This is a genomic window from Frigoribacterium sp. CFBP 13707, from assembly GCF_014842245.1.
GTDB lineage: Bacteria > Actinomycetota > Actinomycetes > Actinomycetales > Microbacteriaceae > Frigoribacterium > Frigoribacterium endophyticum.
The window spans coordinates 790,357-814,695 of the sequence record NZ_JACYVL010000001.1; the positions used below are offsets into that span (position 1 = coordinate 790,357).

General features: G+C 71.4%; 21 protein-coding genes. 5 read left to right on the forward strand and 16 right to left on the reverse strand.

From position 1 onward, the window contains the following. Window positions 1-120: 120 nt before the first annotated feature. Together IFT45_RS03600 and rpoB are read right to left on the reverse strand one after the other, a co-directional pair. Window positions 121-4,002, reverse strand: a complete 3,882-nt coding sequence (locus IFT45_RS03600; RefSeq protein ID WP_056057458.1) for a DNA-directed RNA polymerase subunit beta' — start codon at window positions 4,000-4,002, stop codon at window positions 121-123. Between the two features lie 49 nt (window positions 4,003-4,051). Beyond that, complete coding sequence (gene rpoB / locus IFT45_RS03605) at window positions 4,052-7,543, reverse strand: DNA-directed RNA polymerase subunit beta (protein WP_056057461.1); 3,492 nt, start codon at window positions 7,541-7,543, stop codon at window positions 4,052-4,054. 330 nt (window positions 7,544-7,873) lie between these two features. Between rpoB and IFT45_RS03610 the strand changes: the two genes are divergently transcribed. After that, a complete protein-coding gene (locus IFT45_RS03610) occupies window positions 7,874-8,731 on the forward strand; it encodes a spermidine synthase (RefSeq protein ID WP_056057464.1) in 858 nt (285 codons plus the stop codon). Window positions 8,732-8,887: 156 nt separating this feature from the next. Here the strand turns inward: IFT45_RS03610 and csrA are convergent, their stop codons facing one another. The 13 genes from csrA to IFT45_RS03675 form a co-directional block, all read right to left on the reverse strand. Next, window positions 8,888-9,136 carry a carbon storage regulator CsrA gene (csrA, locus tag IFT45_RS03615; protein ID WP_056057467.1) on the reverse strand — a complete coding sequence of 83 codons (249 nt, stop codon included), beginning with the start codon at window positions 9,134-9,136 and terminating at the stop codon, window positions 8,888-8,890. A 31-nt stretch (window positions 9,137-9,167) separates the two neighbouring features. Next, the gene (locus IFT45_RS03620) at window positions 9,168-10,292 is read right to left on the reverse strand and encodes a hypothetical protein (protein ID WP_192126674.1); all 1,125 of its coding nucleotides are present in this window, start codon (window positions 10,290-10,292) and stop codon (window positions 9,168-9,170) included. A 19-nt stretch (window positions 10,293-10,311) separates the two neighbouring features. After that, window positions 10,312-12,363: a flagellar biosynthesis protein FlhA gene (locus tag IFT45_RS03625; RefSeq protein ID WP_185233908.1), complete on the reverse strand. Its 2,052-nt coding sequence runs from the start codon at window positions 12,361-12,363 to the stop codon at window positions 10,312-10,314. Beyond that, the gene (locus IFT45_RS03630) at window positions 12,363-13,559 is read right to left on the reverse strand and encodes a flagellar biosynthesis protein FlhB (protein ID WP_167261374.1); all 1,197 of its coding nucleotides are present in this window, start codon (window positions 13,557-13,559) and stop codon (window positions 12,363-12,365) included. The genes IFT45_RS03625 and IFT45_RS03630 overlap by 1 nt, the downstream gene beginning before the upstream one ends. A gap of 50 nt (window positions 13,560-13,609) precedes the next feature. Then, window positions 13,610-14,329 (reverse strand): flagellar biosynthetic protein FliR, encoded by a 720-nt coding sequence (locus IFT45_RS03635; RefSeq protein WP_056059116.1) that lies wholly within the window; start codon window positions 14,327-14,329, stop codon window positions 13,610-13,612. A 41-nt stretch (window positions 14,330-14,370) separates the two neighbouring features. Beyond that, window positions 14,371-14,646, reverse strand: coding sequence for a flagellar biosynthesis protein FliQ (fliQ, locus tag IFT45_RS03640; protein WP_056057474.1), 276 nt, complete (start codon window positions 14,644-14,646; stop codon window positions 14,371-14,373). Further along, window positions 14,646-15,509 (reverse strand): flagellar type III secretion system pore protein FliP, encoded by an 864-nt coding sequence (fliP, locus tag IFT45_RS03645; protein ID WP_243861868.1) that lies wholly within the window; start codon window positions 15,507-15,509, stop codon window positions 14,646-14,648. Before fliP ends, fliQ begins: the two co-directional genes overlap by 1 nt. Window positions 15,510-15,715: 206 nt before the next feature. Continuing rightward, complete coding sequence (locus tag IFT45_RS16705) at window positions 15,716-16,402, reverse strand: flagellar biosynthetic protein FliO (protein ID WP_056057477.1); 687 nt, start codon at window positions 16,400-16,402, stop codon at window positions 15,716-15,718. A gap of 3 nt (window positions 16,403-16,405) precedes the next feature. Then, on the reverse strand, window positions 16,406-17,137 hold the full coding sequence (gene fliN, locus IFT45_RS03655) for a flagellar motor switch protein FliN (RefSeq protein WP_056057482.1): 732 nt from the start codon (window positions 17,135-17,137) through the stop codon (window positions 16,406-16,408). Further along, window positions 17,134-18,099: a flagellar motor switch protein FliM gene (locus IFT45_RS17710; RefSeq protein ID WP_235491278.1), complete on the reverse strand. Its 966-nt coding sequence runs from the start codon at window positions 18,097-18,099 to the stop codon at window positions 17,134-17,136. The genes fliN and IFT45_RS17710 overlap by 4 nt, the downstream gene beginning before the upstream one ends. 46 nt (window positions 18,100-18,145) lie before the next feature. Then, complete coding sequence (locus IFT45_RS03665) at window positions 18,146-19,186, reverse strand: flagellar motor protein MotB (RefSeq protein WP_371810864.1); 1,041 nt, start codon at window positions 19,184-19,186, stop codon at window positions 18,146-18,148. Continuing rightward, the gene (locus IFT45_RS03670) at window positions 19,183-20,010 is read right to left on the reverse strand and encodes a motility protein A (RefSeq protein ID WP_056057484.1); all 828 of its coding nucleotides are present in this window, start codon (window positions 20,008-20,010) and stop codon (window positions 19,183-19,185) included. Before IFT45_RS03670 ends, IFT45_RS03665 begins: the two co-directional genes overlap by 4 nt. 1 nt (window position 20,011) lies before the next feature. Continuing rightward, window positions 20,012-20,374, reverse strand: coding sequence for a flagellar FlbD family protein (locus IFT45_RS03675; RefSeq protein ID WP_192126676.1), 363 nt, complete (start codon window positions 20,372-20,374; stop codon window positions 20,012-20,014). Between the two features lie 330 nt (window positions 20,375-20,704). Between IFT45_RS03675 and IFT45_RS03680 the strand changes: the two genes are divergently transcribed. The 4 genes from IFT45_RS03680 (at window position 20,705) to IFT45_RS03695 (ending at window position 22,857) form a co-directional block, all read left to right on the forward strand. Beyond that, window positions 20,705-21,313, forward strand: coding sequence for a hypothetical protein (locus tag IFT45_RS03680; protein ID WP_192126678.1), 609 nt, complete (start codon window positions 20,705-20,707; stop codon window positions 21,311-21,313). Window positions 21,314-21,371: 58 nt separating this feature from the next. After that, window positions 21,372-21,587, forward strand: coding sequence for a toxin HicA (locus IFT45_RS03685; RefSeq protein WP_192126680.1), 216 nt, complete (start codon window positions 21,372-21,374; stop codon window positions 21,585-21,587). Then, window positions 21,584-21,931: a type II toxin-antitoxin system HicB family antitoxin gene (locus tag IFT45_RS03690; protein WP_056057490.1), complete on the forward strand. Its 348-nt coding sequence runs from the start codon at window positions 21,584-21,586 to the stop codon at window positions 21,929-21,931. Before IFT45_RS03685 ends, IFT45_RS03690 begins: the two co-directional genes overlap by 4 nt. Window positions 21,932-22,020: 89 nt before the next feature. Next, window positions 22,021-22,857, forward strand: a complete 837-nt coding sequence (locus IFT45_RS03695; RefSeq protein WP_371810865.1) for a YitT family protein — start codon at window positions 22,021-22,023, stop codon at window positions 22,855-22,857. Between the two features lie 21 nt (window positions 22,858-22,878). Here the strand turns inward: IFT45_RS03695 and IFT45_RS03700 are convergent, their stop codons facing one another. Further along, complete coding sequence (locus tag IFT45_RS03700) at window positions 22,879-24,138, reverse strand: mannosyltransferase family protein (protein ID WP_192126682.1); 1,260 nt, start codon at window positions 24,136-24,138, stop codon at window positions 22,879-22,881. Window positions 24,139-24,339 lie beyond the last annotated feature (201 nt).

Consider the following 24,339-nt stretch of genomic DNA (forward strand, 5'->3'; position numbering starts at 1 on the left):
CGCGGGCACGACGAAGGGCCCCGGCTCTCGCAGGTGCGAGAGCCGGGGCCCTTCGTGGTGCTGGGCCTCCTGGGGAGGCGGGGGTCAGGTCAGACCCTCACCGCGCCTCCCCGGGGGTGCTCAGTTGTAGGTGCCGGGCGTGAAGTCGTCCGACGAGAACGAGTCGAAGTCGACGAAGCTGAGGTCAGCCTCGTTGAACGACGCGTCGTCGGTGAAGACGCGGTTGGGGTACCGCTCGGCCTTCGCCTCCTCCGTCGCCTCGACCGACACGTCGCGGTAGCGCGACAGGCCGGTGCCCGCGGGGATGAGCTTTCCGATGATCACGTTCTCCTTGAGGCCGACCAGCGGGTCGCTCTTGCCCTCCATGGCGGCCTGCGTGAGCACGCGGGTCGTCTCCTGGAAGGACGCGGCGGACAGCCACGACTCGGTCGCGAGGGAGGCCTTGGTGATGCCCATGACCTCCTGGCGAGCCGACGCCGTGCGCTTGCCCTCGGTGAGCGCACCGCGGTTGATCTCGTTGTACTTCGACCGGTCGACCAGCTCGCCGGGGAGCAGGTCGGTGTCGCCGTGGTCGACGACGGTGACCTTGCGGAGCATCTGACGGACGATGACCTCGATGTGCTTGTCGTGGATCGGCACGCCCTGCGAGCGGTAGACGTCCTGGACGCCACCGACGAGGTGCTGCTGCACCGCACGGACGCCCTTGACTCGCAGGACCTCCTTCGGGTCGACCGCACCGGCGATGATCTGGGCACCGAGCTCGACGTGCTGACCGTCCTCCACGAGGAGGGTCGAGCGCTTGAGCACCGGGTAGATCACCGGCTCGTCGCCGTTGTCGAGGTTGAGGATGACACGGCGGGCCTTGTCGGTGTCCTCGATCGTGATGCGACCCGCGCCGTCGGCGATCGGGGACGCGCCCTTGGGGGTGCGCGCCTCGAACAGCTCCGTCACGCGGGGGAGGCCCTGCGTGATGTCGTCGGCCGAGGCCGAACCACCGGTGTGGAAGGTGCGCATCGTCAGCTGCGTGCCGGGCTCACCGATCGACTGGGCCGCGATGATGCCGACGGCCTCGCCGATGTCGACCAGGTTGCCGGTGGCCAGCGAACGGCCGTAGCACTGGGCGCAGACGCCGACGGCGGCCTCACAGGTCAGCACGGAGCGGACCTTGATCGACTCGACGCCCGCGGCGACCAGCTGGTCGATGAGGACGTCGCCGACGTCCGCACCGGCCTCGGCCACGACGGTGCCCTGCGGGTCGACCGCGGCGGCCGCGAGCGACCGGGCGTAGACCGTGTTCTCGACCGTGGCGTCGCGCACCATGACGCCGTCGGCGTCGGGAGCGGCGATCGGCAGCTCGAGACCGCGCGAGGTGCCGCAGTCGTCCTCACGGATGATGACGTCCTGCGACACGTCGACGAGTCGACGGGTCAGGTACCCCGAGTCGGCCGTACGGAGGGCCGTGTCGGCCAGTCCCTTGCGGGCACCGTGCGTCGCGATGAAGTACTCGGCCACCGACAGGCCCTCGCGGTACGACGAGATGATCGGGCGGGGGATGATGTCGCCCTTCGGGTTGTTCACGAGGCCTCGCATGCCGGCGATGTTGCGCACCTGCAGCCAGTTACCACGAGCACCCGAGGTGACCATGCGGTTGATCGTGTTGTCGACCGGGAAGTTCGACCGCATCTCGGCGGCGACCTCGTTCGTGGCCTCCGTCCAGATCTTGATCAGGTCGGCACGACGCTCGGCGTCGGAGATGAGGCCCTTGTCGAACTCGGCCTGCACCGCCGCGGCCTGCTTCTCGTAGCCCGCCACGATCTCCGGCTTGCGCGGAGGCGTGAGGACGTCGGAGAGCGCGACCGTGACACCGGAGCGCGAGGCCCAGTAGAAGCCCGCGTCCTTGATGTTGTCGAGGGCCGCCGCGACGGCGACCTTCGGGTAGCGCTCGGCGAGGTCGTTGACGATCGTCGAGAGCATGCCCTTGTCGGTCACCTGCTGCACGAACGGGTAGTCCGCCGGCAGGTTCTCGTTGAAGAGCGCACGGCCGAGGGTCGTGTCGAGCAGGATGTCCTGGCCGACCTCGTAGCCCTCGGGCCCCTCGCCCTCGGCGAAGTGCACGCCGTTCATGCGGATCTTGACCATCGCGTTGAGGTCGAGCGAGCCCTGGTCCTTGGCGAGGATCGCCTCGGACACCGACGAGAAGGCACGGCCTTCGCCGGTGGCGCCCTCGGTGACCGTCGTCAGGTAGTGCAGGCCGATGATCATGTCCTGGGCGGGCAGGGTCACCGGACGGCCGTCGGACGGCTTCAGGATGTTGTTCGACGCGAGCATCAGGATGCGCGCCTCGGCCTGGGCCTCGACGGACAGCGGCAGGTGCACGGCCATCTGGTCGCCGTCGAAGTCGGCGTTGAACGCCGCGCAGACGAGCGGGTGCAGCTGGATGGCCTTGCCCTCGACCAGCTGGGGCTCGAAGGCCTGGATGCCGAGACGGTGCAGGGTGGGCGCGCGGTTCAGCAGCACGGGGCGCTCGCGGATGATCTCCTCGAGCACGTCCCACACCTGCGGGCGCGAACGCTCGACCATGCGCTTGGCCGACTTGATGTTCTGAGCGTGGCTCAGGTCGATCAGGCGTTTGATGACGAACGGCTTGAACAGCTCGAGCGCCATCTGCTTGGGCAGACCGCACTGGTGCAGCTTCAGCGTCGGGCCGACGATGATGACCGAACGGCCCGAGTAGTCGACGCGCTTGCCGAGCAGGTTCTGGCGGAAGCGACCCTGCTTTCCCTTGAGCATGTCGCTCAGGGACTTCAGGGCGCGGTTGCCGGTGCCGGTGACGGGACGACCGCGACGGCCGTTGTCGAACAGTGCGTCGACGGCCTCCTGCAGCATCCGCTTCTCGTTGTTGACGATGATCTCGGGGGCACCGAGGTCGAGGAGTCGACGGAGGCGGTTGTTGCGGTTGATGACGCGGCGGTACAGGTCGTTCAGGTCGCTGGTCGCGAAGCGGCCACCGTCGAGCTGCACCATCGGGCGCAGCTCCGGCGGGATGACCGGGACGACGTCGAGCACCATCGCGGCCGGCGAGTTGCCGGTGGCGAGGAAGGAGGAGACGACGCGCAGTCGCTTGATCGCGCGGATCTTCTTCTGGCCCTTGCCCTCCGAGATCTGCAGGTGCAGGTTCTCGGCCTCGGTCGCGAGGTCGAAGGCCTCGAGGCGCTTCTTGATGGCCTCGGCGCCCATGTGGGCCTCGAAGTACATGCCGAAGCGGTCCTGGAGCTCGTGGAAGACGGCGTCCTCGGGCTTGAGGTCGCCGACCTTGAGGGTGCGGAAGTCCTCCCACACGCGCTCGAGGCGGTTGATGTCCTCGTCGAAGGCCTTGCGGGTCTGGCCCATCTCCTTCTCGGCGACGTCCTTCGCGCGACGCTTCTGGTCGCTCTTGGCGCCCTCCTCCTCGAGCACCGCGAGGTCGTCCTCGAGCTTCTTGAGGCGGTCGGCGATGCGCGTGTCGCGCTGCGACTCGAGCTGCTTGATCTCGAGGCGGAGCTCGTTCTCGAGGCCGGGCATGTCGGCGTGACGGCCCTCCTCGTCGATCGAGATCACCATGTAGGCCGCGAAGTAGATGACCTTCTCGAGGTCCTTCGGGGCCATGTCGAGCAGGTAGCCGAGGCGCGAGGGCACGCCCTTGAAGTACCAGATGTGCGTGACGGGGGCCGCGAGCTCGATGTGGCCCATGCGCTCACGGCGCACCGACGACTTCGTGACCTCGACGCCGCAGCGCTCACAGACGATGCCCTTGAAGCGGACTCGCTTGTACTTGCCGCAGGCGCACTCCCAGTCACGCGACGGCCCGAAGATCTGCTCTCCGAAGAGGCCGTCCTTCTCGGGCTTCAGCGTGCGGTAGTTGATGGTCTCCGGCTTCTTGACCTCACCGTGCGACCAAGCACGGATGTTGTCGGCCGTCGCGAGGCCGATCCGCAGCTCATCGAAAGTTGTTGCTTCGATCAAAATTCAGTCCCTTGTCAGAAAGATTCGACGTGTCGTTGTGGGAGGGGGCTCAGATTTCGTCGACGTTCGACGACTCGAAGCGCGAGGAGATGTTGATGCCGAGCTCTTCGGCGGCACGGAAGACCTCGTCGTCCGTGTCGCGCAGGCTGACCGTCTGGCCGTCGGCCGAGAGGACCTCGACGTTCAGGCAGAGCGACTGCATCTCCTTGATGAGGACCTTGAAGCTCTCCGGGATGCCGGGCTCCTGGATGTTCTCGCCCTTGACGATCGCCTCGTAGACCTTCACGCGGCCGAGGATGTCGTCGGACTTGATCGTCAGGAGCTCCTGCAGCGCGTACGCGGCGCCGTAGGCCTCGAGGGCCCACACCTCCATCTCTCCGAAGCGCTGTCCGCCGAACTGCGCCTTACCACCCAGCGGCTGCTGCGTGATCATCGAGTAGGGGCCCGTCGACCGAGCGTGGATCTTGTCGTCGACGAGGTGGTGCAGCTTCAGGATGTACATGTACCCGACCGAGATGGGGTTCGGGAACGGCTCACCCGAACGACCGTCGAACAGGCGCGCCTTGCCGGACGAGCCGATCAGGCGGTCGCCGTCACGGGTCGGCAGGGTCGAGTCGAGGAGGCCCTCGATCTCGCGCTCCGCGGCGCCGTCGAACACCGGGGTGGCGACCTTGGTGCCGGGAGCGGCGCTGAGCGCCTCCGGGGGCAGGTTCTTGGCCCACTCCTGGACGCCCTCGACGTTCCAGCCCTGCGCGGCGATCCACCCGAGGTGGATCTCGAGCACCTGGCCGAAGTTCATTCGACCGGGGACGCCGAGCGGGTTGAGGATGATGTCGACCGGCGTGCCGTCCTCGAGGAAGGGCATGTCCTCCACGGGGAGGATCGTCGAGATGACGCCCTTGTTGCCGTGGCGGCCGGCGAGCTTGTCGCCCGCGGTGATCTTGCGCTTCTGGGCGATGAACACGACCACGCGCTGGTTGACGCCCGAGCCGAGCTCGTCGTCGCCGTCCTGCGAGTCGAAGACCTTGACGCCGATGACCGTTCCCTGCTCGCCGTGGGGCACCTTCAGGGACGTGTCGCGGACCTCACGGCTCTTCTCGTTGAAGATCGCGCGCAGCAGGCGCTCCTCGGCGCTGAGCTCGGTCTCGCCCTTCGGCGTGACCTTGCCCACGAGGATGTCGCCGGGGCGGACCTCGGCGCCGATGCGGATGATGCCGCGCTCGTCGAGGTCGGCCAGCAGGTCCGGGCTGACGTTGGGGAGGTCACGGGTGATCTCCTCCTTGCCGAGCTTCGTGTCGCGGGCGTCGACCTCGTACTCCTCGATGTGGATCGAGGAGAGCGTGTCGTCCTTGATGAGGTTCTGCGACAGGATCATCGCGTCCTCGTAGTTGTAGCCCTCCCACGGCATGAACGCGACGAGGAGGTTCTTGCCGAGCGCGAGCTCGCCGTTCTCCGTCGCCGGGCCGTCGGCGATGACCTCGCCGACCTCGATGCGCTGACCGGCGTCGACGATCACGCGGTGGTTGTAGCTGGCGCCCTGGTTCGAGCGGTCGAACTTGCGCAGGTAGTACTCCTGCGTGCCGCCCTCGTCGAGCTGGACCACGACCACGTCGGCCGAGACCTCGGTGACGACGCCCGCGGCGTCGGCGGTGACGACGTCACCGGCGTCGATCGCGGTGTAGCCCTCCATGCCGGTGCCGACCAGGGGGCTCTCGCTGCGGACCAGCGGGACGGCCTGGCGCTGCATGTTGGCGCCCATGAGGGCGCGGTTCGCGTCGTCGTGCTCGAGGAACGGGATGAGCGAGGTCGCGACCGACACCATCTGGCGCGGCGAGACGTCCATGTAGTCGACCTCGTCCTTGGCGACGAGCTCCACCTCGCCGCCCTTCTTGCGGACGAGCACCTTGTCGTCGACGAAGTCGAAGCCGTCGGTGAGGGGGGCGTTCGCCTGGGCGACGACGTAGTCGTCCTCCTCCGACGCGGTGAGGTAGTCGATCGTCGCGGTGACGTGACCGGCCTCGACCCGGCGGTAGGGGGTCTCGATGAAGCCGAACGAGTTGATGCGCGCGAACGAGGCGAGCGAGCCGATCAGGCCGATGTTCGGGCCTTCCGGGGTCTCGATCGGGCACATGCGGCCGTAGTGCGAGGGGTGCACGTCTCGCACCTCGACGCCGGCGCGCTCACGGGAGAGACCGCCCGGCCCGAGGGCCGAGAGGCGACGCTTGTGCGTCAGGCCCGAGAGCGGGTTGTTCTGGTCCATGAACTGCGACAGCTGCGAGGTGCCGAAGAACTCCTTGATCGCGGCGACGACGGGGCGCACGTTGATCAGGGTCTGCGGGGTGATCGCTTCGATGTCTTGAGTGGTCATGCGCTCGCGGACGACGCGCTCCATGCGGGAGAGACCGGTGCGGACCTGGTTCTGGATCAGCTCGCCGACCGCGCGGATGCGACGGTTGCCGAAGTGGTCGATGTCGTCGACGTCGAGGCGGAGCTCGACGGCGTTGCCGTCGCGCGTGCCGTCGATCGTCTTCTCCTCGGCGTGCAGCGAGACGAGGTACTTGATCGTCGCGACGATGTCGTCGACGGTCAGGACCGAGTCGCCGAGGGGCGCGTCGATGCCGAGCTTGCGGTTGATCTTGTAGCGACCCACCTTCGCCAGGTCGTAGCGCTTCGGGTTGAAGTAGAAGTTGTCGAGGAGCGCACGCGCGGCCTCGGCCGCGACCTGCTCGCCGGGACGGAGCTTGCGGTAGATGTCCTTGAGGGCCTCTTCCTTCGTGAGGATGGCGTCCTTCTCGAGGGTGGCCTCGATGGACGCGAAGCCCTTGAACTTCTCCGTGATCTCTTCGCTCGTCAGGCCGAGGGCCTTGAGGAAGACGGTGACGCTCTGCTTGCGCTTGCGGTCGATGCGGACGCCGACCTGGTCGCGCTTGTCGATCTCGAACTCGAGCCAGGCACCGCGGCTCGGGATGACGCGGGCCGAGTAGATGTCCTTGTCGGAGGTCTTGTCGGAGGCGCGCTCGAAGTAGACGCCGGGGCTGCGGACCAGCTGCGACACGACGACGCGCTCGGTGCCGTTGATGATGAACGTGCCGCGCTCGGTCATGAGCGGGAAGTCGCCCATGAACACGGTCTGCGTCTTGATCTCACCCGTGAGGTGGTTCATGAACTCGGCGTTGACGTAGAGGGGGGCGGCGTAGGTCTTGCCGCGCTCCTTGCACTCGTCGATCGAGTACTTGGGGTCTTCGAGCTCGGGCGCGGTGAACGACAGCTGCATCGTCTCGCCGAGGTCCTCGATCGGGGAGATCTCCTCGAAGATCTCCTCCAGGCCGGAGTGGAGGGCGAGGTCGGTGCGACCCTGCTCGGTGGCCTCGGCAAGGCGCTGCTTCCAGATGTCGTTGCCGACGAGCCAGTCGAAGCTCTCGGTCTGGAGCGCCAGGAGGTCGGGGACCGTCAGCGTGTCGGTGATCTTGGCGAACGAGAGGCGCGATGCGCCACGGCCGTTCTTGGGTGAGTTGGTGTTTGCGGTGTTCGCAGCAGCCAAGGAAGTAACCTCCGTGGACCCCGTCGGGTCATCACTGTCGGACAGTATGAGTGAGTGGTTGAACGGCCCTCCCGGAGCCGTCGGGGCGTACAGTCCGAGGACCAGCCCGTTCCGACGACCGGACGCGCCCCCGCCGCGATATTCGGAGGCCGTCTCGAGGTGCGTCGTCGACCGCAATATGACGACGGGACGCACGGGGAGCGCAAAGGTCAATACTATGCAGCCGGGACACGCCTGGCAAGCCCTGTCGTTGACTCTCAGCGGAACCTTCGGTATAACGCGGGAGCGGCCCGTGTGTTCCCGCCCCCGAGGGGTGGGAAGCTGGGCCACATGGCTGCTGCGCACGACGACCCCTCCGGCGAGATCACCATCGGCGCCGGCCTCGCCCGCGTCGACGAGGACCGCCACCGACCCGGCGCGTTCACGCTCGTCGTCGACGGCACCCCGCAGTCGCACGTCGACCTCGACGACCCCACCCACCTCGCCTTCGAGTACGTGCGGCGCATCGGCCACGCCATCGACCTGCTGCCCGAGGGGCCGGTCACGGCGCTGCACCTCGGAGCCGGCGCGCTGACGCTGCCCCGCTACGTGGAGGCCACCCGCCCGGGGTCGCGACAGCAGGTGGTCGAGCTCGAGGCGGACCTCGTGGCGCTGGTGCGCGAGAAGCTGCCGCTGCCGAGGGGCGCCTCCATCAGGGTCCGCTACGGCGACGCCCGCGAGGTGATGCTGAAGCTGCCGGCCGGCCTGCGCGGCACGGTCGACCTGCTCGTCGTCGACGTCTTCGGCGGCTCGCGCATCCCCGCCCACGTGACCTCGCTCGAGTTCTACTCGGCCGCGGCGGAGTTCCTCTCCCCCACCGGCATGCTGATCGTCAACTCCGCCGACGGGGCCGGGCTCGCCTTCGCCCGCGGCCAGGCGTCGACGCTCTCGACCGTCTTCGACCACGTCGCCGCCGTCGCCGACCCGGCGACCCTCAAGGGCCGGCGGTTCGGGAACGTCGTGCTGATCGGCTCGCCGTCGCCGCTGCCGACCGACCGCATGCCGCGGCTCTACTCGTCGGACCCGCTGCCGGCCAAGGTCGTGCACGGCCGCGAGCTGCGCGACTTCGTCGCCGGCGCCCCCGTGGTCACCGACGCGACGGCGGTGCCGTCGCCCGAGCCGTCGCGGAGCGTGTTCGGGGCGCGCTGACCGTCCGTCACGGCGAGGCACCACGTCTTCGCACGGGAACCACGCCGCGGCGGGGTTCCGGTGCGAGAACGTGGTGTCTCGCGGGCCGAGCGGGCGCGGGCGGGGGCAGCGGGCCTACTGGTCGGCGCGGGCGCGGGCGCGCCGAGCGCGCGGCGGCTACTGGTCGGCGCGGGGCGCGGGGGCGCCGAGCGCGGCGCGGAGGCGGGCCTCGGCGTCGTCGGGGGCCGCGGCCGCCGCGACGTTGGCCTCGGAGACCGCCTGGACGACCTCCTCGCGCTGGATCTTCACGCCGCGGGGGGCGTCGATGCCGATGCGCACGCCCTCGCCCCGGGAGTCGAGGACGGTGATGACGATGTCGTCACCGATGAGGATCCGCTCCCCGACCTTGCGCGTCAACACCAGCATCGGGCCAGCTTAGCGACGTGAGGGTCGCTGGCTACTCGCGCCACCCCACCGGCACGCCGAGCAGGTGCACCGTGCCGGGGGTCGCGGTGTCCTGCGCGCCGACGACCGCGACGGCCGCGACGGGCTGCACCGCGCGGACGGCCTCGACCCAGCGCGCCGTGTCGTCGTGCTTGCGGCCCACGTCGACGGCGACCCAGAGCTGGTCGGCGCCGATCGAGCGGAGCGCCTCGGGGGCGTCGTCGTCCCACGCGAGGGCGGTGACGACCGACGAGCCCTCGTGCACCCCGGTGGCCCGGGCGAGGATGGCGCTGCGGCGGTCGGAGACGTCGACCGAGCGCAGCCCGAAGGCCGACGCCATCTGCGCCGCCACCCGGAACGCGTCGCCAGGGCGGCCCACGACGACGACGAGGTCGCCGGCGCCGCGCAGCAGCCCCGGAGCGGCCGGCAGGTCGGCCTGCCCGGCCGCGGCGAGCGCGGGCGACGTGGTGGCGGCGGCCGCGGCGAGGAACTCCGCGGCGGTGGTCAGCGGGCCCGGCCGGGCGTCGTCGGCGGCGGCGGGGGCGACGACGGGGTCGACCGCGATGCCGTTGAAGGTGAAGTCGTCCATGATGTCGGCGAACGCGTCGGTGCGGGTCGAGACGTCGGCCGGCGACGGGACCGGCACCGCGCCTCCGGCGGTCGACGAGGAGGCGGTGGTCGCGCCCGCGGCGGAGGCGGCGGCCGCGGCGGCACGGGCGGCGCGACGGGGGCTGTCGACGGCGCCCGCGCCGGCGGCGCGCGGCAGCACGACGACCTCGGGTGCGGGGCGCCGGCCGGCTCCCCCGCCGGCGAGCACCTCGTCGAAGGGGTCTCGCGCGGGTGAGGGGGCGGCGGCCGCGGGGCCGGGGCGGGCCCCGTCGTCGAAGCCGTCCGCCGCGTCGGCATCGGCGAGGAGCGCCGCGATGCCCGCCCGCGAGGCGGGCTGGGTGATGGTCACCCGGGCGACCGGGCGGTCGGTGGCCGGGTCGGGCACCTCGACGGTCACCTCGTAGTGCTTGCGGGCGAACAGGCCGCCCACTCCCCCGACGGTCACCTTCTGGGCGGCGACGACGCGGGCTCCGGGCCCGTGCACCGCGCGGGCCTCGGCGGCGAGCTGCTCGAGCGACTCCCCGCTCATCTGCACCCTGCGCGCCACGTCAGGCCGCCGTGATCGGGTCGGCCGCGCGGACGACGCCGACGGTCTCGATGGTCGAGCCGGCGGCCGTGGCCTCCTGGTACGACAGCACCGGCAGGCCGTTCTGCTGCGCCGACACGAGCCGGTGGATGGCGGGGCGGAGCGCGGGCGCGCAGACGAGCACCGCGCTGAGGCCCTGGGCCTCGACGCTCGCGACCGAGTCGCGCAGCGAGCCGAGCACCTGCTCGACGCGGTGGCCGTCGAGCAGGATCTGCGTGCCCTGGTCGCTCGGCCGCAGCCCCTCGAGCATCGACTGCTCGAGGCCCGGGTCGATCATGATGACGCGCAGCACGGCCCCGTCGAGGTAGCGCGCGGTGAGCGCGGGACCGAGGGAGGCGCGGGCCGCCTCGATCAGCCCCTCCGGGTCGGTCGACTGCTTGGCGCGGAGCGTCAGCCCCTCGCAGATGCGCGCGAGGTCGTTGATCGGGATGCGCTCGGCGAGCAGCCCCTGCAGCACGCGCTGCAGTTCGGCCAGCGACAGCATGCTCGGCACGAGGTCGTCGACGGCGGCGGCGTTGACCTGCTTGACGCCCTCGGTGAGCACGCGGACGTCCTCGCGACTGAGGAGGCGGGCGGCGTTGTCGCCGATGATCGACGAGAGGTGCGTGACGAGCACCGAGACGCGGTCGATCACGGTCGCGCCGGTCATCTCCGCGCTGTGGCGCATCTCAGCCGGCACCCACTTGCCGGCGAGGCCGAAGACGGGCTCGATCGTGACCGTGCCGGGCAGCGAGTCGAGCTGGTCGCCGAGGGCGAGCACCGAGCGGGCGGGCGCCTGGCCGCGGCCCGCCTCGACGCCGGCGATGCGGATCGAGTAGGTCGACGGCGGCAGGTCGACGCTGTCGCGGGTGCGGACGGGCGGCACGACGATGCCCATGTCGACGGCGATCTTGCGGCGCAGCGCCTTGACGCGGCCGAGCAGGTCGTCGGACGCTCCGCTGACCATGTCGACGAGGTCGGGCGCGAGCAGGATCTCGAGGGCGTGGACGCGCATCTGCTCGAGGAGGTCCTCCGTGGTGTCGGTGGGGGCCGGGGGCGCGACCTCGGCCTCGAGGGCCGCCCGCGCCTCCTCGGCCTTCGCCTTCGTGCTGAGGCGCTGGGCGATGATCAGCAGCGTCGCGCCGATGACGAGGAAGGGGATGATCGGCATGCCGGGGATGAACCCCATGCCGATCGCCGCGACGCCCGCGATGGCGATCGCGATGCGCGACTGCCCGAGCTGCGCCGCCGCCTGCGAGCCCATGTCGCTGTCGGCGCCCGAGCGGGTGACGATCATGCCGGTGCTGACCGCCATCAGCAGCGCGGGGATCTGCGTGACGAGGCCGTCGCCGATGGTGAGCAGGCCGTAGTGGCCGAGGGCGTCGGCGGGCTCCATGCCGTTCTGCAGCACGCCGATGGCGATGCCGCCGATCAGGTTGATGACGATGATCAGGATGCCCGCGATCGCGTCGCCCTTGACGAACTTCGACGCGCCGTCCATCGCGCCGTAGAAGTCGGCCTCGGCGCTGACGTCGGCGCGGCGCTGCTTGGCGACCTCGTCGGTGATCAGGCCCGCGTTGAGGTCGGCGTCGATGGCCATCTGCTTGCCGGGCATCGCGTCGAGGGTGAAGCGCGCGCCGACCTCGGCGACGCGCTCGGCGCCCTTGGTGACGACGACGAACTGGATGATGACCAGGATGCAGAAGATGACGGCGCCGATGATGATCGAGCCGCTCACCGCCACGTGGCCGAACGCCTCGATGACGTGGCCGGCGAAGCCCTCGCCGAGCACGAGGCGCGTCGACGCGACGTTGAGGCCGAGGCGGAACAGCGTCGCGACGAGCAGCAGCGACGGGAAGACCGAGAAGTCGAGCGGCTTCTTCACGAAGAGCGTCGTCAGCAGGATCACCAGCGCGAGCAGGATGTTGCAGATGATCAGCACGTCGAGCATCGGGGCCGGCACGGGCACGACGAGCAGCAGCACGATCGCGACCACGCCGACGGGCACGGCGAGCTTGGGGAGTGTCTTCTTCATCAGGCGGTTCCTCCGGTGACGGACGGACGGGGAGCAGTGGGGGCACCGGCCGGAGGCGCGGTGCGGGAGGCGGCGTCGCGCGCGACCCGCAGGCGGCGGGGCATCGCGTCGGCCTCGAGCGAGCCGGGCGTGAGCACGCCGGCGACCTCGTCGGGGGTGGTGGGGCGGGGGTTGGCGTGGGTGCCGGCGACGGCGGACGCCCCGCGGGCCTGGAGGGCCATCACGAAGGTCAGCACGCGCGCGACCGGCGTGTAGAGGTCGACCGGGATCTCGTCGCCGAGGCCGCAGGACGCGTGCAGGGCACGGGTCAGGGGGACGTCGCGGACGAGCGGCACGCCCGACTCCTCGGCGCGGGCACGGATCGCGGCGGCGACGGCGCCGGCGCCCTTGGCGACGACGCGGGGCGCCGACTTGCCGGGCTCGTAGCGGAGCGCGACGGCGTAGTCGGTCGGGTTGACCATGACGACGTCGGCGTCGACGATCGCGCCCATCATGCGGTTGCGGCTCATGGCGAGCTGACGCGAGCGGCGCTGCGACTTGACCAGGGGGTCGCCGTCGCTGCTCTTGCTCTCGTCGCGCACCTCCTTCTTGGTCATGCGGGTCTTCTTGCGGTTGCGGCGCATGACGACGAAGACGTCGGCGGCGGCGAGCAGCAGCCCGGCCACGATGGCGGCGCGGAGCAGGATGCCCGTGCCGGCCTCGGCCTCGGCGAGCAGCGCGGAGACGCTGAGGCCGCCGCCGCTCATCAGCACGGGCATCAGGCCCTGGATGGCCATCCAGAGCACGACGCCGACGACGGCGGTCTTGATCAGGGCCTTCGCGCCGTTCCAGAGGGCCTGGGTGCCGAAGGTGTTCTTGATGCCGTTGAGGAGGTTGAACTGCTCGTAGTTGCCGGTCATCCGCTTGATGTGGACGCCGCCCTGCACGATCGCGGTGACGAGCACGGCGACGCCGACGACGGCCAGCATGGGCGCGATGGTCGCCGCCATCGACCCCACGCCGTCGCCGAGGAGGGCGACGACGGTCGTGTCGTCGGGGTGGCGGATGATCTCGCCGATCGAGAACAGCTGGTCGGTGCCGGCCTCGGCCCCGCGCTGGATGGTGCTCGGGATCATCACGGCGGCGGCGCCGACGCCGATCCACGCGCTGAGGTCCTGCGAGCGCGACAGCTGGCCCTTGGAGTGCACCTCCTTCATCCGCTTGTCGGTCGCGGCCTCGGTCTTCTCCCCGGAGTCGTCGGCCACGGCTACCCCACCCCCAGGAGCATCTTCGAGGCGTCGCCGGTCAGCGAGCGCACGACGCCGGGCAGGGCGAGGAAGACGCCGCCCGCGAGCATCACGGTCATCAGGATCTTGAGCGGGAAGCCCATCGCGTAGGCGTTGAGCGCGGGGGCGACGCGGCTGAGGAGGCCGAGCCCGACGTCGGCGAGGAAGAGCACGACGGCGAGGGGGCCGGCGATCTGCAGGGTCGCGAGGAACATCTGCGAGACGCCGTGCGCCATCATCTCGACCGGGCGGGAGAGGTCCATGCCGAGCCCGAGCGGGAACGCGTCGAACGAGCGGGTCAGCCCGCCGATCAGCAGCTGGTAGCCGCCGCTCGCGAACATCAGCGCCAGCGCCGTCATCTGGAAGAGGCGCGTGAACTGCGCGCCGTTCACCATCGACTGCGGGTCGAACGCCTGCGCGAGCGTGAACCCGCCGAAGAGGTCGATCAGGCTGCCCGCGGCCTGCACGGCCGAGAACGCGAGGAACACCAGGAAGCCCAGCACGGCGCCGACGACGACCTCGAGCACGAGCGCCACCACGAACTGCCCGGTGGCGAGCGACTCGTACCCGGGCGTCACGCGCGGCGCGACGGCGAGGCCGAGGCCCACGCCGAGCATCGCCTTCACGCGGCCGGGGAAGGCCTTGTAGGAGAACGGCGGCGCGATGACGATGAACGCCGTCATGCGCACGGCGGCCAGCATCGTGGCCTCCAGCCAGCTGAGGTCGAGGGTCACGGTCGGGCCTAGCCGCCGCTGAGGAGCTGCGGGATGCGGTCGAAGACGGCCGTCGTGAACGAGACCATCTCGGAGATCATCCAGTGCCCGCAGACGATGAGGGCGACTCCCACCGCCACGGCCTTCGGCACGAACGAGAGGGTGACCTCCTGGATCTGGGTGATCGACTGCAGCAGCGAGATCGCGAAGCCGACGACGAGGGAGGTGATCAGCACGGGGGCGGCGAGCTTGCCCGTGATGATCAGCGCCTGCATCGACAGGTCGAGGACGGCGTTGGAGTCCATCAGCTGCCCACCTGGTAGCTCTCGATCAGGCTCGTGATGATGAGGCCCCAGCCGTCGACGAGCACGAACAGCAGGATCTTGAAGGGGAGCGAGATCATCACCGGCGGGAGCATCATCATGCCCATCGACATCAGCGCGGCGCTGACGACGAGGTCGATGACGAGGAAGGGGATGAAGATGACGAAGCCGATGATGAAGGCGGCGCGCAGCTCGCTGATCATGAACGACGGGATGAGCGTGAGCATCGGCACGTCGGCCTGGTCGGCGGGGTTCGGCTGGTCGGCCGAGCGGGTCATCAGCGCGAGGTCCTCCTCGCGGGTGTGCGCCAGCATGAACTCGCGGAGCGGCGCCGAGCCGGCGTCGATCGCGCCCTGCAGGTCGAGCTGGCCCGAGAGGTAGGGCTGCACGGCGTCGTCGTTGATGTGCCCCAGGATCGGCGCCATGATGAACAGGCTCAGGAAGAGCGCGAGGCCCGCGAGCACCTGGTTCGGCGGGATCGACGGCAGCGCGAGCGCGTTGCGGGTCATCGCCAGCACCACGAAGATCTTCGTGAACGACGTCATCATCAGCAGCAGCGCCGGGGCCACGCTCAGCAGCGTGATGCCGATCAGCGTGACGACCGCCTGGCTGGGCGTGCCGTCGGGGCCGGTGATGTCGATGTCGAGGCCGCCCGTGCCGGTGCCGTCGGTGACGGTCTGGTCGGTGTCGGTGTAGTCGGTGGGGGTCGTGCCGGCGGTGCCGTCGGTGCTGCCGACGGCGGGCGCGGTCGGGTCGACCGGCGCCGTCGGCGAGACGGGGGCGGGCGCCGGGGCGGCGCTGGCGCTCTGGCCGATCAGCATCAGGAGGGCCGAGGCCACGACCATCGCCAGCAGGCCGACGACGACCGTGCGGGCGAGGCGGGTGTCGGCGAAGCGCACGGGGGCGGCGTCGATCGAGACGAAGCTGCTGCGGCGGGTGGGCCCCCCGGCGAGCGCACGGCCGCGCAGGCCGTCGCGCAGCGTCGGGGCGACCCGCGCGACGAGCGCGGAGCCGAAGGAGGCGCGGGTCGGGCGGGCGAGGGAGGCGCGGGTCATCCGGCGCGTCCGGCCCGCAGGGCCGCGGCCGCCTGGCGCCACGTGCCGGGGGCGAGGATCGAGCCCTCGAGCGGGGTCGAGGCACGGCCTCGGCGGCGCTCTCGCGGGTCGCGCGGGGCGCGGGCGGCGGTGGCCGACGCGGAGGCGACGGTCGCGGCGCGGCGGGCGGCGCCGCGGGGGCGGAGGAGCTCGGGGGCCGGGGCGACGGCGACGGGGGCCTGCGCGGCGGCGGCGGCGGCCGACGCGGCCGGGACGGCGGCCACGGGCAGCGGGGGCTGGGTGGCGAGGACGGCCTCGAACGACATCGGCGCGGGCGCGGGCACCACGGCGGGGGCCGGGGCGGTGAGGGGGGCGATCGGGGTGACCCGCGCCTCCTGCGGGGCCGTCACGGGCGCGACCGGGGCCGGCACCAGCGCCAGCGGCGCGGGGCCGGGCACCTCGGCGGCCGAGAGGACCGTGACCGACGACTCGGTGACGCCGAGCACGAGGCGCTCGCCCTCGACGTCGACGACGACGACGCTGGCCTTGGCGCCGAGGCCCTGGCGGGCGACGACGGTGACCGGGGCGGCCGACTTGCCGGAGCCCCGGACGCCCTTGACGAGGCGCTTCTGCAGCACCCACAGCAGGGCGAGCACGACGCCCAGCGAGAGGGCGACGCGCAGCGCGACGAAGAGCGTGTCCACCGGTCAGACCAGGCCGTCGGCGACGTCGAGGATCTTGGTGATGCGGACGGCGTAGTCCTGGTCGACGACGACGACCTCGCCGTGCGCGATCAGGCGGCCGTTGAGCAGCACGTCGGCGGGGGCGCCGGCCGAGCGGTCGAGCTCGATGACGGCGCCGGGCTCGAGGCCGAGCACGTCGCGCACCGACATGCGGGTGCGGCCGATCTCGACCGTGAGGGCCATCTCGACGTTGTTGATGCGGCCGAGGTTGCCGGCGACGGAGTCGAACAGGGGCGACGAGGAGGCGCGGGCCGGGCTCGACCCCACGGTGCCGCCTTCGCGGATGCGGATCGCGAACCAGCCGGCGGGCTGCCCCGCGGCGGTCAGGTCGAAGACCACCGTGTCGGGGTCGGCGAGGAGCGCGTCGGCGGGCTCGCGGCGGCTCTCGCCGAGCACGCCCACGCCGAGCACGCCGGTGGCGGCCTCGAGGGCGGGGCGGAGCACGTCGCCGACGGAGACGAGGGGCGAGTCGGTGCCGGCGGCGGCGGTCAGCTGCTCCATGTCGACGAGCACGAGCGCGGTGTCGGCCGAGACGGCGCCGACGAACGAGGTCATGACGACGCTCGACGCGGCCGTGCGGCGGCCCTGGGCGACGACGGCCTCGAGCGGCACGGCACGGAGCGGCGACGGCGTCGGCAGCACGGAGACGAGCGCCTCCGCCGCGGCGGTGTGCAGGGTGATGGTCGTGCCGGTCATGAGGTTCCTTCTTCGGTGCCGGTCAGGGAGGTGGAGACGACGATGCCCGCGAGGCGGGAGCCGTTGGCCCCGACGGCGGCACGGCCGACGGACTGGCCGTCGACGGTGATCTCGAGCGGACGCGAGCGCGGGTGCGGCAGGGGCAGCAGGTCGCCGACGGCGAGGCCCAGCACGACGCCGGGGCGGACGGAGGCGGGGGCCAGCTGGAGCGCGACGCCCACCGGCACGGCGGCCAGCTGCGCGCCGAGCAGGCGACGGGCGTCGGCGGCGCCGACGGTCGGGTTCGACTCGCCGAGCTGGGGCAGCAGCACCTCGGCCGGGATGGCCACGGTGCCGAGGGCGGTGCGCTCGCCGACGCGGATCTCGAACGTCGCGACGATCATCAGGTCGGACTTCTGCGCCGCCTGGGCGAACTGCGAGTTGTACTGGAAGCCGCCGACCGAGACCGCGTCGACGAGCAGCGAGCCGAACGAGTAGCGGAGGTCGTCGAGCGCGTCCTCCATCAGGCGGCGCACGAGGGCCTGCTCGACGGGCGAGAAGGTGCGGTCGGGCATCGCGTGCGGCTTCGAGGCGCCGAGCATGTGGCTGACCCAGCCGAGCGCGGCCGAGGTCGGGAACTGCACGACCGCCTTGGGGCCGACGCCCTCGAGCGGGCAGAGCACCATCGCGGTCGTCGCCGGCAGCGACGAGGCGTACTCGTCGTAGGTCAGCATCTGCACGTGCTCGCAGGTGACCTGCGAGAGCACGCGGACCTTGGCGGTCAGCTGCGTGCCCCACTGGCGCGCGAAGGTGTCGAAGGCGAGCTCGAGCACCCGCGAGTGCTCGCGGGCGAGCGTCGTCGGGCGGCGGAAGTCGTAGACCTCGACCTGGCGCGCCGACCGGGCGACCGGCCCGGCGGCGGGCGCGGGGTCGGCGGGCGCCGACGCGGGCGCGCTCGTCACGGCGGGGTCGAGGAGGGTCACGGACGGACCTATCGGCCCGTGCCGTCACCGCGTTAGAGGTGCGTCGTCAGTGACCCCCGGACTGGGCCCCCTCGTCGTGCGACTCCTCCTTCTTCTCGCTCTTCTCGGACTTCTTGTCGTCCTTCTTCTCCGTCGGGGACGCGGCGGCCTCCGCGGGGGCCGCGGGCGCGACCGGCTCGGGGTTCCTGCCCGCGGTCACCGCGCCTCCCGCTGCCTCGGCCGCCTGCTCGAGCTTCGGCAGCAGGGCGCTGACGTCGTCGCTCTGGTTGGAGAGCACGACGATGTCGACCCGGCGGTTCGCCGCGAGGTCGGCGTCGGTGCTGCCCTGCACGAGCGGGCGCGACGAGCCGAAGCCGACGGCCTGGGCGTGCTCGACCGGCAGGCCGCCGCGCTCGACGAGGTCGCGGAGCACCTGCGTCGCCCGGGCCGACGAGAGCTCCCAGTTCGTGGCGAACGGCGCCGTCGAGCTGCGCTGGTCGGCGTGGCCCTCGACCGAGACGTCGTGCGAGCTGTCGCGGAGCACGGGCGCGATCGCGTCCATCACCCGGGTCGCCTCGCCGCTGAGGTCGGCGCTGTTCGTGCCGAAGAACGTCTCGGAGCCGACGAGCCGCACGGTCAGGCCGCGGGCGTCGGTCGCGAACTGCACGTCGGCGCTGAGGCCGGAGCCCTCGAGGTTGCCGGCGATGGCCTCCTTGATGGCGGTCAGGTCGTCGAGCTCGGACTGCGCCAGGGCCTGCGCCGCGGCCGCCTGCTCGGCGGTCTGGGCCTCGCCCGACGCTGCCGCCTTGCTCATGTCGGTCTCGTCGCCCTCGGAGTAGCCCTCGCCCTCCTCCGTCACGTCACTCGCCGGCACCACGGTGCCCGAGGCGCTGTCGACCTTGCCGACGTCGGTCTGGCCGAAGCCCGTCGCGAGCGAGTTGCGGAGCGCGATGTACTTGTCCTGGTCGACGCTCGACATCGCGAACAGCACGATGAACATGCACATCAGCACGGTGACCATGTCCATGTACGAGGCGAGCCAGCGCTCGTCGGGGTGCTCCTCCTCGGCGTGGGTCTTCTTCTTCCGCCCGCCGCGGCTGCCGCTCACGCCGCGAGCCCCTGGTCGTCGGCGCCGGCCTTCGCCTTCGCCCCCTTGGCGCCGCCCTTGCCCTTGGCGTCGGTCAGCGCGTGGGTCGGCACCATGGCCTTGAGGCGCTCGCCGAGGAGGCGCGGCTGGCTGCCCGCCTGGACGGCCAGGACGCCCTCGATCAGCAGCGTCATGCGCGCCTCGTCGAGGTCGGCGAGCTTCTTGAGGCGGCCGGCGAACGGCAGCCAGAGGAAGTTCGCGCTGAGGAGGCCCCAGAGGGTCGCGACGAAGGCCGCCGCGATCAGCGGGCCGAGCTCGTCGGGCGACGCCAGGTTCTCGAGCACGTGGGTGAGGCTGACGACGGTGCCGATGATGCCCACGGTCGGGGCGTAGCCGCCGAGGCTGTTGAAGAACTTGCTCGCGGTGCGGTCGGCGGCGAGGCGGGACTCCATCTCGTCCTCGAGCAGGATGCGGAGCTCCTCGCCGTCGGTGCCGTCGGCGATGTTCTGCAGCGCGCCCTTCATGAACTGGTCGGTCGACTTCTCGGCCTCGGCCTCGAGCGAGAGCAGGCCCTCGCTGCGCGCCTTCTCGGCGAGCGCCACGATCTCGTCGATGACCGACTGCGGCGGGATCACCTTGCCGGTGAACGCGTGCGGGATCTTCTTGAAGCTGAGCAGCGCGTCCTTGATCGTCGTGCCGGCGATGCCGACCGCGATGGTGGCGCCGAAGACGAGGAGCATCGGGGCCGGCAGCAGCAGGCCCTCGACGTGGACGCCCTCGAGCTTGATCATGCCGAAGAGGGCACCGAAGGCGAGCAGGATGCCGATTATCGTCGCGGGGTCCACGTCAACGCTCCAGGGTGGTGGTCGCGGGGGCGGCGGTGGCCGCGGCGGTCGCGGTCGTCGGGAAGGGCGAGACGAGGCCGGAGCCGCTCGAGCCACGGACGATGCCGAGCTGCGGGCCGGTCGACGTGCGCGAGCCGAGGGGCTGCGTCGCGGGGGCGGCGGCGTGCGGCTCGTCGTAGGCGATGGCGACGATGCGGGCGCGGTAGCGGGCGATCATCTCGATCACCTCGGCCATGGGCTCGGTGACGATGTACTTCGCCCCGTCGACCATGATCAGCGTCGTGTCGGGCGTCTCGTGGATCCGCTCGATCAGGTCTGGGTTGACAGCGAATCTGCTGTCGTTGAGTCGCGTGACGACGATCATCGGCCCGTCCTAGGTCTGTGTTCTCCCGCCACCGTCCGTGGGGCGAGCGAGCGCTCGTCCTGAGCTGCTCAGGGGGGACTATCGGCCGGGGGCGGGCCGCCGTTAGGCGGCGGCCACCGCGGTGTCCGCACTTCGGCGGACGCGCCGCGAGCGGCGCGTCGGCGCGTTGCCGCGTCGCCGCGTCGCCGCGCCGAGGTGCCCCGTCCTGGGCCCTCCGAGGCGTCGCGGGCCCAGGACGGGGCACCTCGATGCCCGCGGTCGCGGCGGAGACCGACCGATCGGTATGGTGTGTGGCACATATCACTCGTGATCCCTCGGAAGAAGGCAGCCGTGAGCCACTCGCACCCCTCCCCCACGCCCCTCACTCCCGGAGCGACGCCCGACGTCGTCGTGCACCGGCCGACCTGGGCGGCGTTCTGGGTCTCGGCGAAGACGCGCGCCCTCATCTTCGGGGCCGCGATGCTGTTCGTGGCGGTGCGTTCGGGCCCGTCGGGCCTCGTCGCCGTGGTGGTCGCCCTCGCCGTGGCCGGGGTCGGCTTCGCGGTGTTCCTGCGGACCGCCACGGTCACGGTCACGCCGACGTCGGTGAGCTACCGCCGTCTCGGCCGCACGAGCACGGTGGCGCTCGACGGGCGGCAGCGCGGCCTGCTCTGCGTGATGACCCAGGGCGTCCAGGGCATCCCGTGGCTGGGGGTCGTCGGCCCGGGCGGCGAACGCGTGGGCCTCAGCGGCGCCTACTTCGACGGCGCGGTGCTCGGCGACGTCGCCGCCCGCTCCGGCGTCACGGTCGTGCCGGCCGAGCAGCGCCTCACGGGGAGGGAGGCGCACCGACTGGCCCCGGGGTCGGTGCCCGCCCTGCTGCACCGCCCCGCCCTCGTGGCGCTGATCGCGACTCCTGTGGTCCTCGGGGTGATCGCCGTCATCGCGATCCTTGCCTAGTGGTGCCACAGATGGGACCATCGAGGTGAAGGCTTCGTTGCGGAGGATCGTCGAGAGCATGCGGCGCAACCCCGTCGACGTCAGGTTCACTGACCTCGAGAAGGTCTGCGACGGCGTCTTCGGTCCCCCTCGACGCAGGGGCGGCAGCCACGCGATCTACCGGACACCCTGGCGAGGAGACCCTCGGGTCAACATCCAGGACGATGCCGGCAGAGCGAAGGCCTACCAGGTCAAGCAGGTACTCGCAGCGATCGACGAGATGGAGTCACGATGAGCATCGTTCTCGACACCCCCGAGGTGCGGCACTACAGCTACGCGGTGGCCTGGTCTGCGGAGGACCAGGAGTACGCCGCCACGGTGGCGGAGTTCCCGTCGCTCTCGTGGCTCGACGCCGACCAAGACGCAGCCCTGACCGGGCTCCGCGGCCTCGTGGCCGACGTCGTCGACGATCTCGTCGCCTCCGGCGAAGACGTCCCGACACCGTTCGGAGAGCGACGCTTCAGCGGCGAGTTCCGTCTGAGGACGACGCCGGACGTGCACCGCGGCTTGACCATCGCCGCAGCTCGTCAGGGCGTCAGCCTCAACCGTTACGTCAACTCCCTGCTCACGCGCGACTGAGGGCGCTCACGCAGAACGACGCACGCCCTCAGCCGAGCGACCACCCGGGCGAGGGCGAGGAGGCACGGGCGGGCTGGCAGGATGTCCCGGTGACCGACACCCCCGCGAACGACGGCACGCGCGACGCCACCCCTGTCGCCCGTCCCTCCTCCCCCACCGCCGAGACCGCCGCCGCCGAGAACGCTGCCGACGGCGCGACCACGCCCACCGGTGCGACGCCGACCTGGTCGACGCCCGAGTCGACCGGGCCGGACGCCGCGCTGTCGCCCGACACGGCGACCCCGCTCGTCGACGACCCGGCCCTCACCGAGAACTCCGTGACGGTCGACGCCAACAGGCACACGCTCGCCGAGAACGTGATGGGGGTGGTGACGGGCGTCTTCATCGCCTCCTTCGGGCTGTTCCTGCTGAAGGAGAGCGGCTCGGTCTCGGGCGGCACCGCGGGCCTCGCCCTGCTGGTCAGCTACGCGACCGGGCTGTCGTTCGGGGCGCTCTTCCTGCTCGTCAACGTGCCGTTCTTCGCCCTCGCGCTCTGGAAGAAGGGCGTGGGCTTCACGCTGCGCACCGTGATGACCGTCGCGATGGTCTCGGCCTTCTCGTACCTGCACCCGGTCGCCCTCGGCATCGACGAGCTGAACCCCGTCTACGGCACCCTCGGCGGCAACCTGCTCGTGGGCGTCGGTCTGCTCATCCTCTTCCGGCACGGGGCGAGCCTCGGCGGCATCAACATCCTCGCGCTGATCCTCCAGGAGAAGGTCGGCTGGCGCGCGGGCTACGTGCAGATGGTGATCGACGTCGCCATCGTGCTGTTCTCGCTGACCGTCGTCTCCCCCTGGGTCGTGCTCGTCTCGGCCGCGGGCGCCGTCGTGCTCAACCTCGTGCTCGCGCTGAACCACAAGCAGGGGCGGTACCTCGGGCGGACGTGAGCCGCGGGGCACCCTCGCGCCCTAGGGCGCCCAGAGCGTCCAGAGGAGCACGACCGCGACGGCCTGGAGCACGACGCTGGCGACGATCGTGACGACCACGCGCCTCCTCGTAGCCGACAGCTGCGCGTCGGCGAAGAGCGGCGACAGCGGCAGCAGCATGCGGAAGCTGCTCTGCTGCGGCAGGAACACCGCCACCAGGTAGGCGACGTAGCCGATCGTGTACGTCTGCAGCTCGAGCCCCAGCCGACCCGAGCGCCGCACGAGCCCGACGGCCAGGACGGCGATCAGCACCGCCGCGGCGACCACCCCAAGCCACCCGCCCATCGCCGCCCCGAACCGGAACCACGGCGTGAACGGCACGAAGCCGTCCGACCCGATGTAGTCGCGCCACCACGACGACTCCGTGGCGAAGTAGCCGTCGCGCTCGCCCGTGACGAGCGCGACGACGGCCGGCCAGGCGAAGCCGGCCGCCGTGACGACGAGGCCCGCCGCCCAGATGCGCACGTGCTCGGTGACCGGCTCCCGCTCGCGGCGCACGAGCCGCACGAGCCAGGTCAGGCCGAGCGCCGCCGACGGCGCGAGGGCCCCCGGGTGCGCGAACGCCGCCAGCACCCCGAAGACCGCGAACCAGAGCCACCGCCGGGCCGTCATCGCGAGCAGCGCCGCGAACATCAGCAGCAGGAACAGGCTCTCGGCGTAGGGCACCTGCAGCACGAACGACATCGGCGAGACCGTGAAGAAGACGGCGCCCCAGAAGGAGGCGCGGGCCCCGAAGCGCCGCAGCATCAGCCGGTGGAGCACCAGCGTCGCGCCCGCTCCGGCGAGCGTCGCGACGACGAGCGCGCCGACCAGCCAGCTGCCGCCGACCACCGGCGCGACGAGCTTCACCACCGCGGGGAACAGCGGCATGAACGCCCAGGCGTTCTTGACGACCTGGCCGTCGTCGTTCCGCGGCAGCTCCGTCGGGTAGCCGCGCTCGGAGATCTCGGCGTAGAAGCGCGCGTCCCACGACGAGAGGTAGCCTGCGAAGCCGGGGCCGCCGTCGTGCTGCGCCCAGCTCGAGGTCGCGGTCAGGCCGTACGTCACAGCGAGCAGCACCGTGCTGAGCAGTCGCGCCAGGGCGTAGACGGCGAGGAGGCGGAGGGCCGTCGCGAGGGCGCCGACAGCTGGCGCGGGCGGGGCCTCCGGAGCGGCGTCGAGGCTGAGGCCTGGGCCGGGGCCTGGGCCTGGGCCGGGACGGGGGGCGGGCGGCGTGCGGTGCGCCTCCGTCCCGGTGCTCATCTCCCTTGTCTACGCACCGGGCCCTGGGAGGCCCGCTCCCGCGTACCCCGCCGGTCGGGGCGTCGAGTGGTCACGATCTGCTGGTCGTCGGCCTCCCGGACGGCAGATCGTGACCACTCGGCGCGTGCAGGCCTCCGCACGGCGAAGAACCCCGTTCCGTTCACCGAACCCCGGCAGAACGGGGTGCAGTGAGCGGAACGG

Excerpts from the sequence above, each read along its gene's own strand:
- IFT45_RS03610 (WP_056057464.1), top strand. The coding sequence starts at position 7,874 with ATGGCTGCTGCGCACGACGACCCCTCCGGCGAGATCACCATCGGCGCC.
- IFT45_RS03620 (WP_192126674.1), bottom strand. The coding sequence starts at position 10,292 with ATGAGCGGGGAGTCGCTCGAGCAGCTCGCCGCCGAGGCCCGCGCGGTG.
- IFT45_RS03635 (WP_056059116.1), bottom strand. The coding sequence starts at position 14,329 with ATGCTGGCCGCCGTGCGCATGACGGCGTTCATCGTCATCGCGCCGCCG.
- IFT45_RS03700 (WP_192126682.1), bottom strand. The coding sequence starts at position 24,138 with ATGAGCACCGGGACGGAGGCGCACCGCACGCCGCCCGCCCCCCGTCCC.
- IFT45_RS03675 (WP_192126676.1), bottom strand. The coding sequence starts at position 20,374 with ATGATCGTCGTCACGCGACTCAACGACAGCAGATTCGCTGTCAACCCA.
- fliN (WP_056057482.1), bottom strand. The coding sequence starts at position 17,137 with ATGACCGGCACGACCATCACCCTGCACACCGCCGCGGCGGAGGCGCTC.
- IFT45_RS03690 (WP_056057490.1), top strand. The coding sequence starts at position 21,584 with ATGAGCATCGTTCTCGACACCCCCGAGGTGCGGCACTACAGCTACGCG.
- fliQ (WP_056057474.1), bottom strand. The coding sequence starts at position 14,646 with ATGGACTCCAACGCCGTCCTCGACCTGTCGATGCAGGCGCTGATCATC.
- IFT45_RS03630 (WP_167261374.1), bottom strand. The coding sequence starts at position 13,559 with ATGAAGGAGGTGCACTCCAAGGGCCAGCTGTCGCGCTCGCAGGACCTC.
- IFT45_RS03685 (WP_192126680.1), top strand. The coding sequence starts at position 21,372 with ATGCGGCGCAACCCCGTCGACGTCAGGTTCACTGACCTCGAGAAGGTC.
- IFT45_RS03625 (WP_185233908.1), bottom strand. The coding sequence starts at position 12,363 with ATGAAGAAGACACTCCCCAAGCTCGCCGTGCCCGTCGGCGTGGTCGCG.
- csrA (WP_056057467.1), bottom strand. The coding sequence starts at position 9,136 with ATGCTGGTGTTGACGCGCAAGGTCGGGGAGCGGATCCTCATCGGTGAC.
- fliP (WP_243861868.1), bottom strand. The coding sequence starts at position 15,509 with ATGGTCGTGGCCTCGGCCCTCCTGATGCTGATCGGCCAGAGCGCCAGC.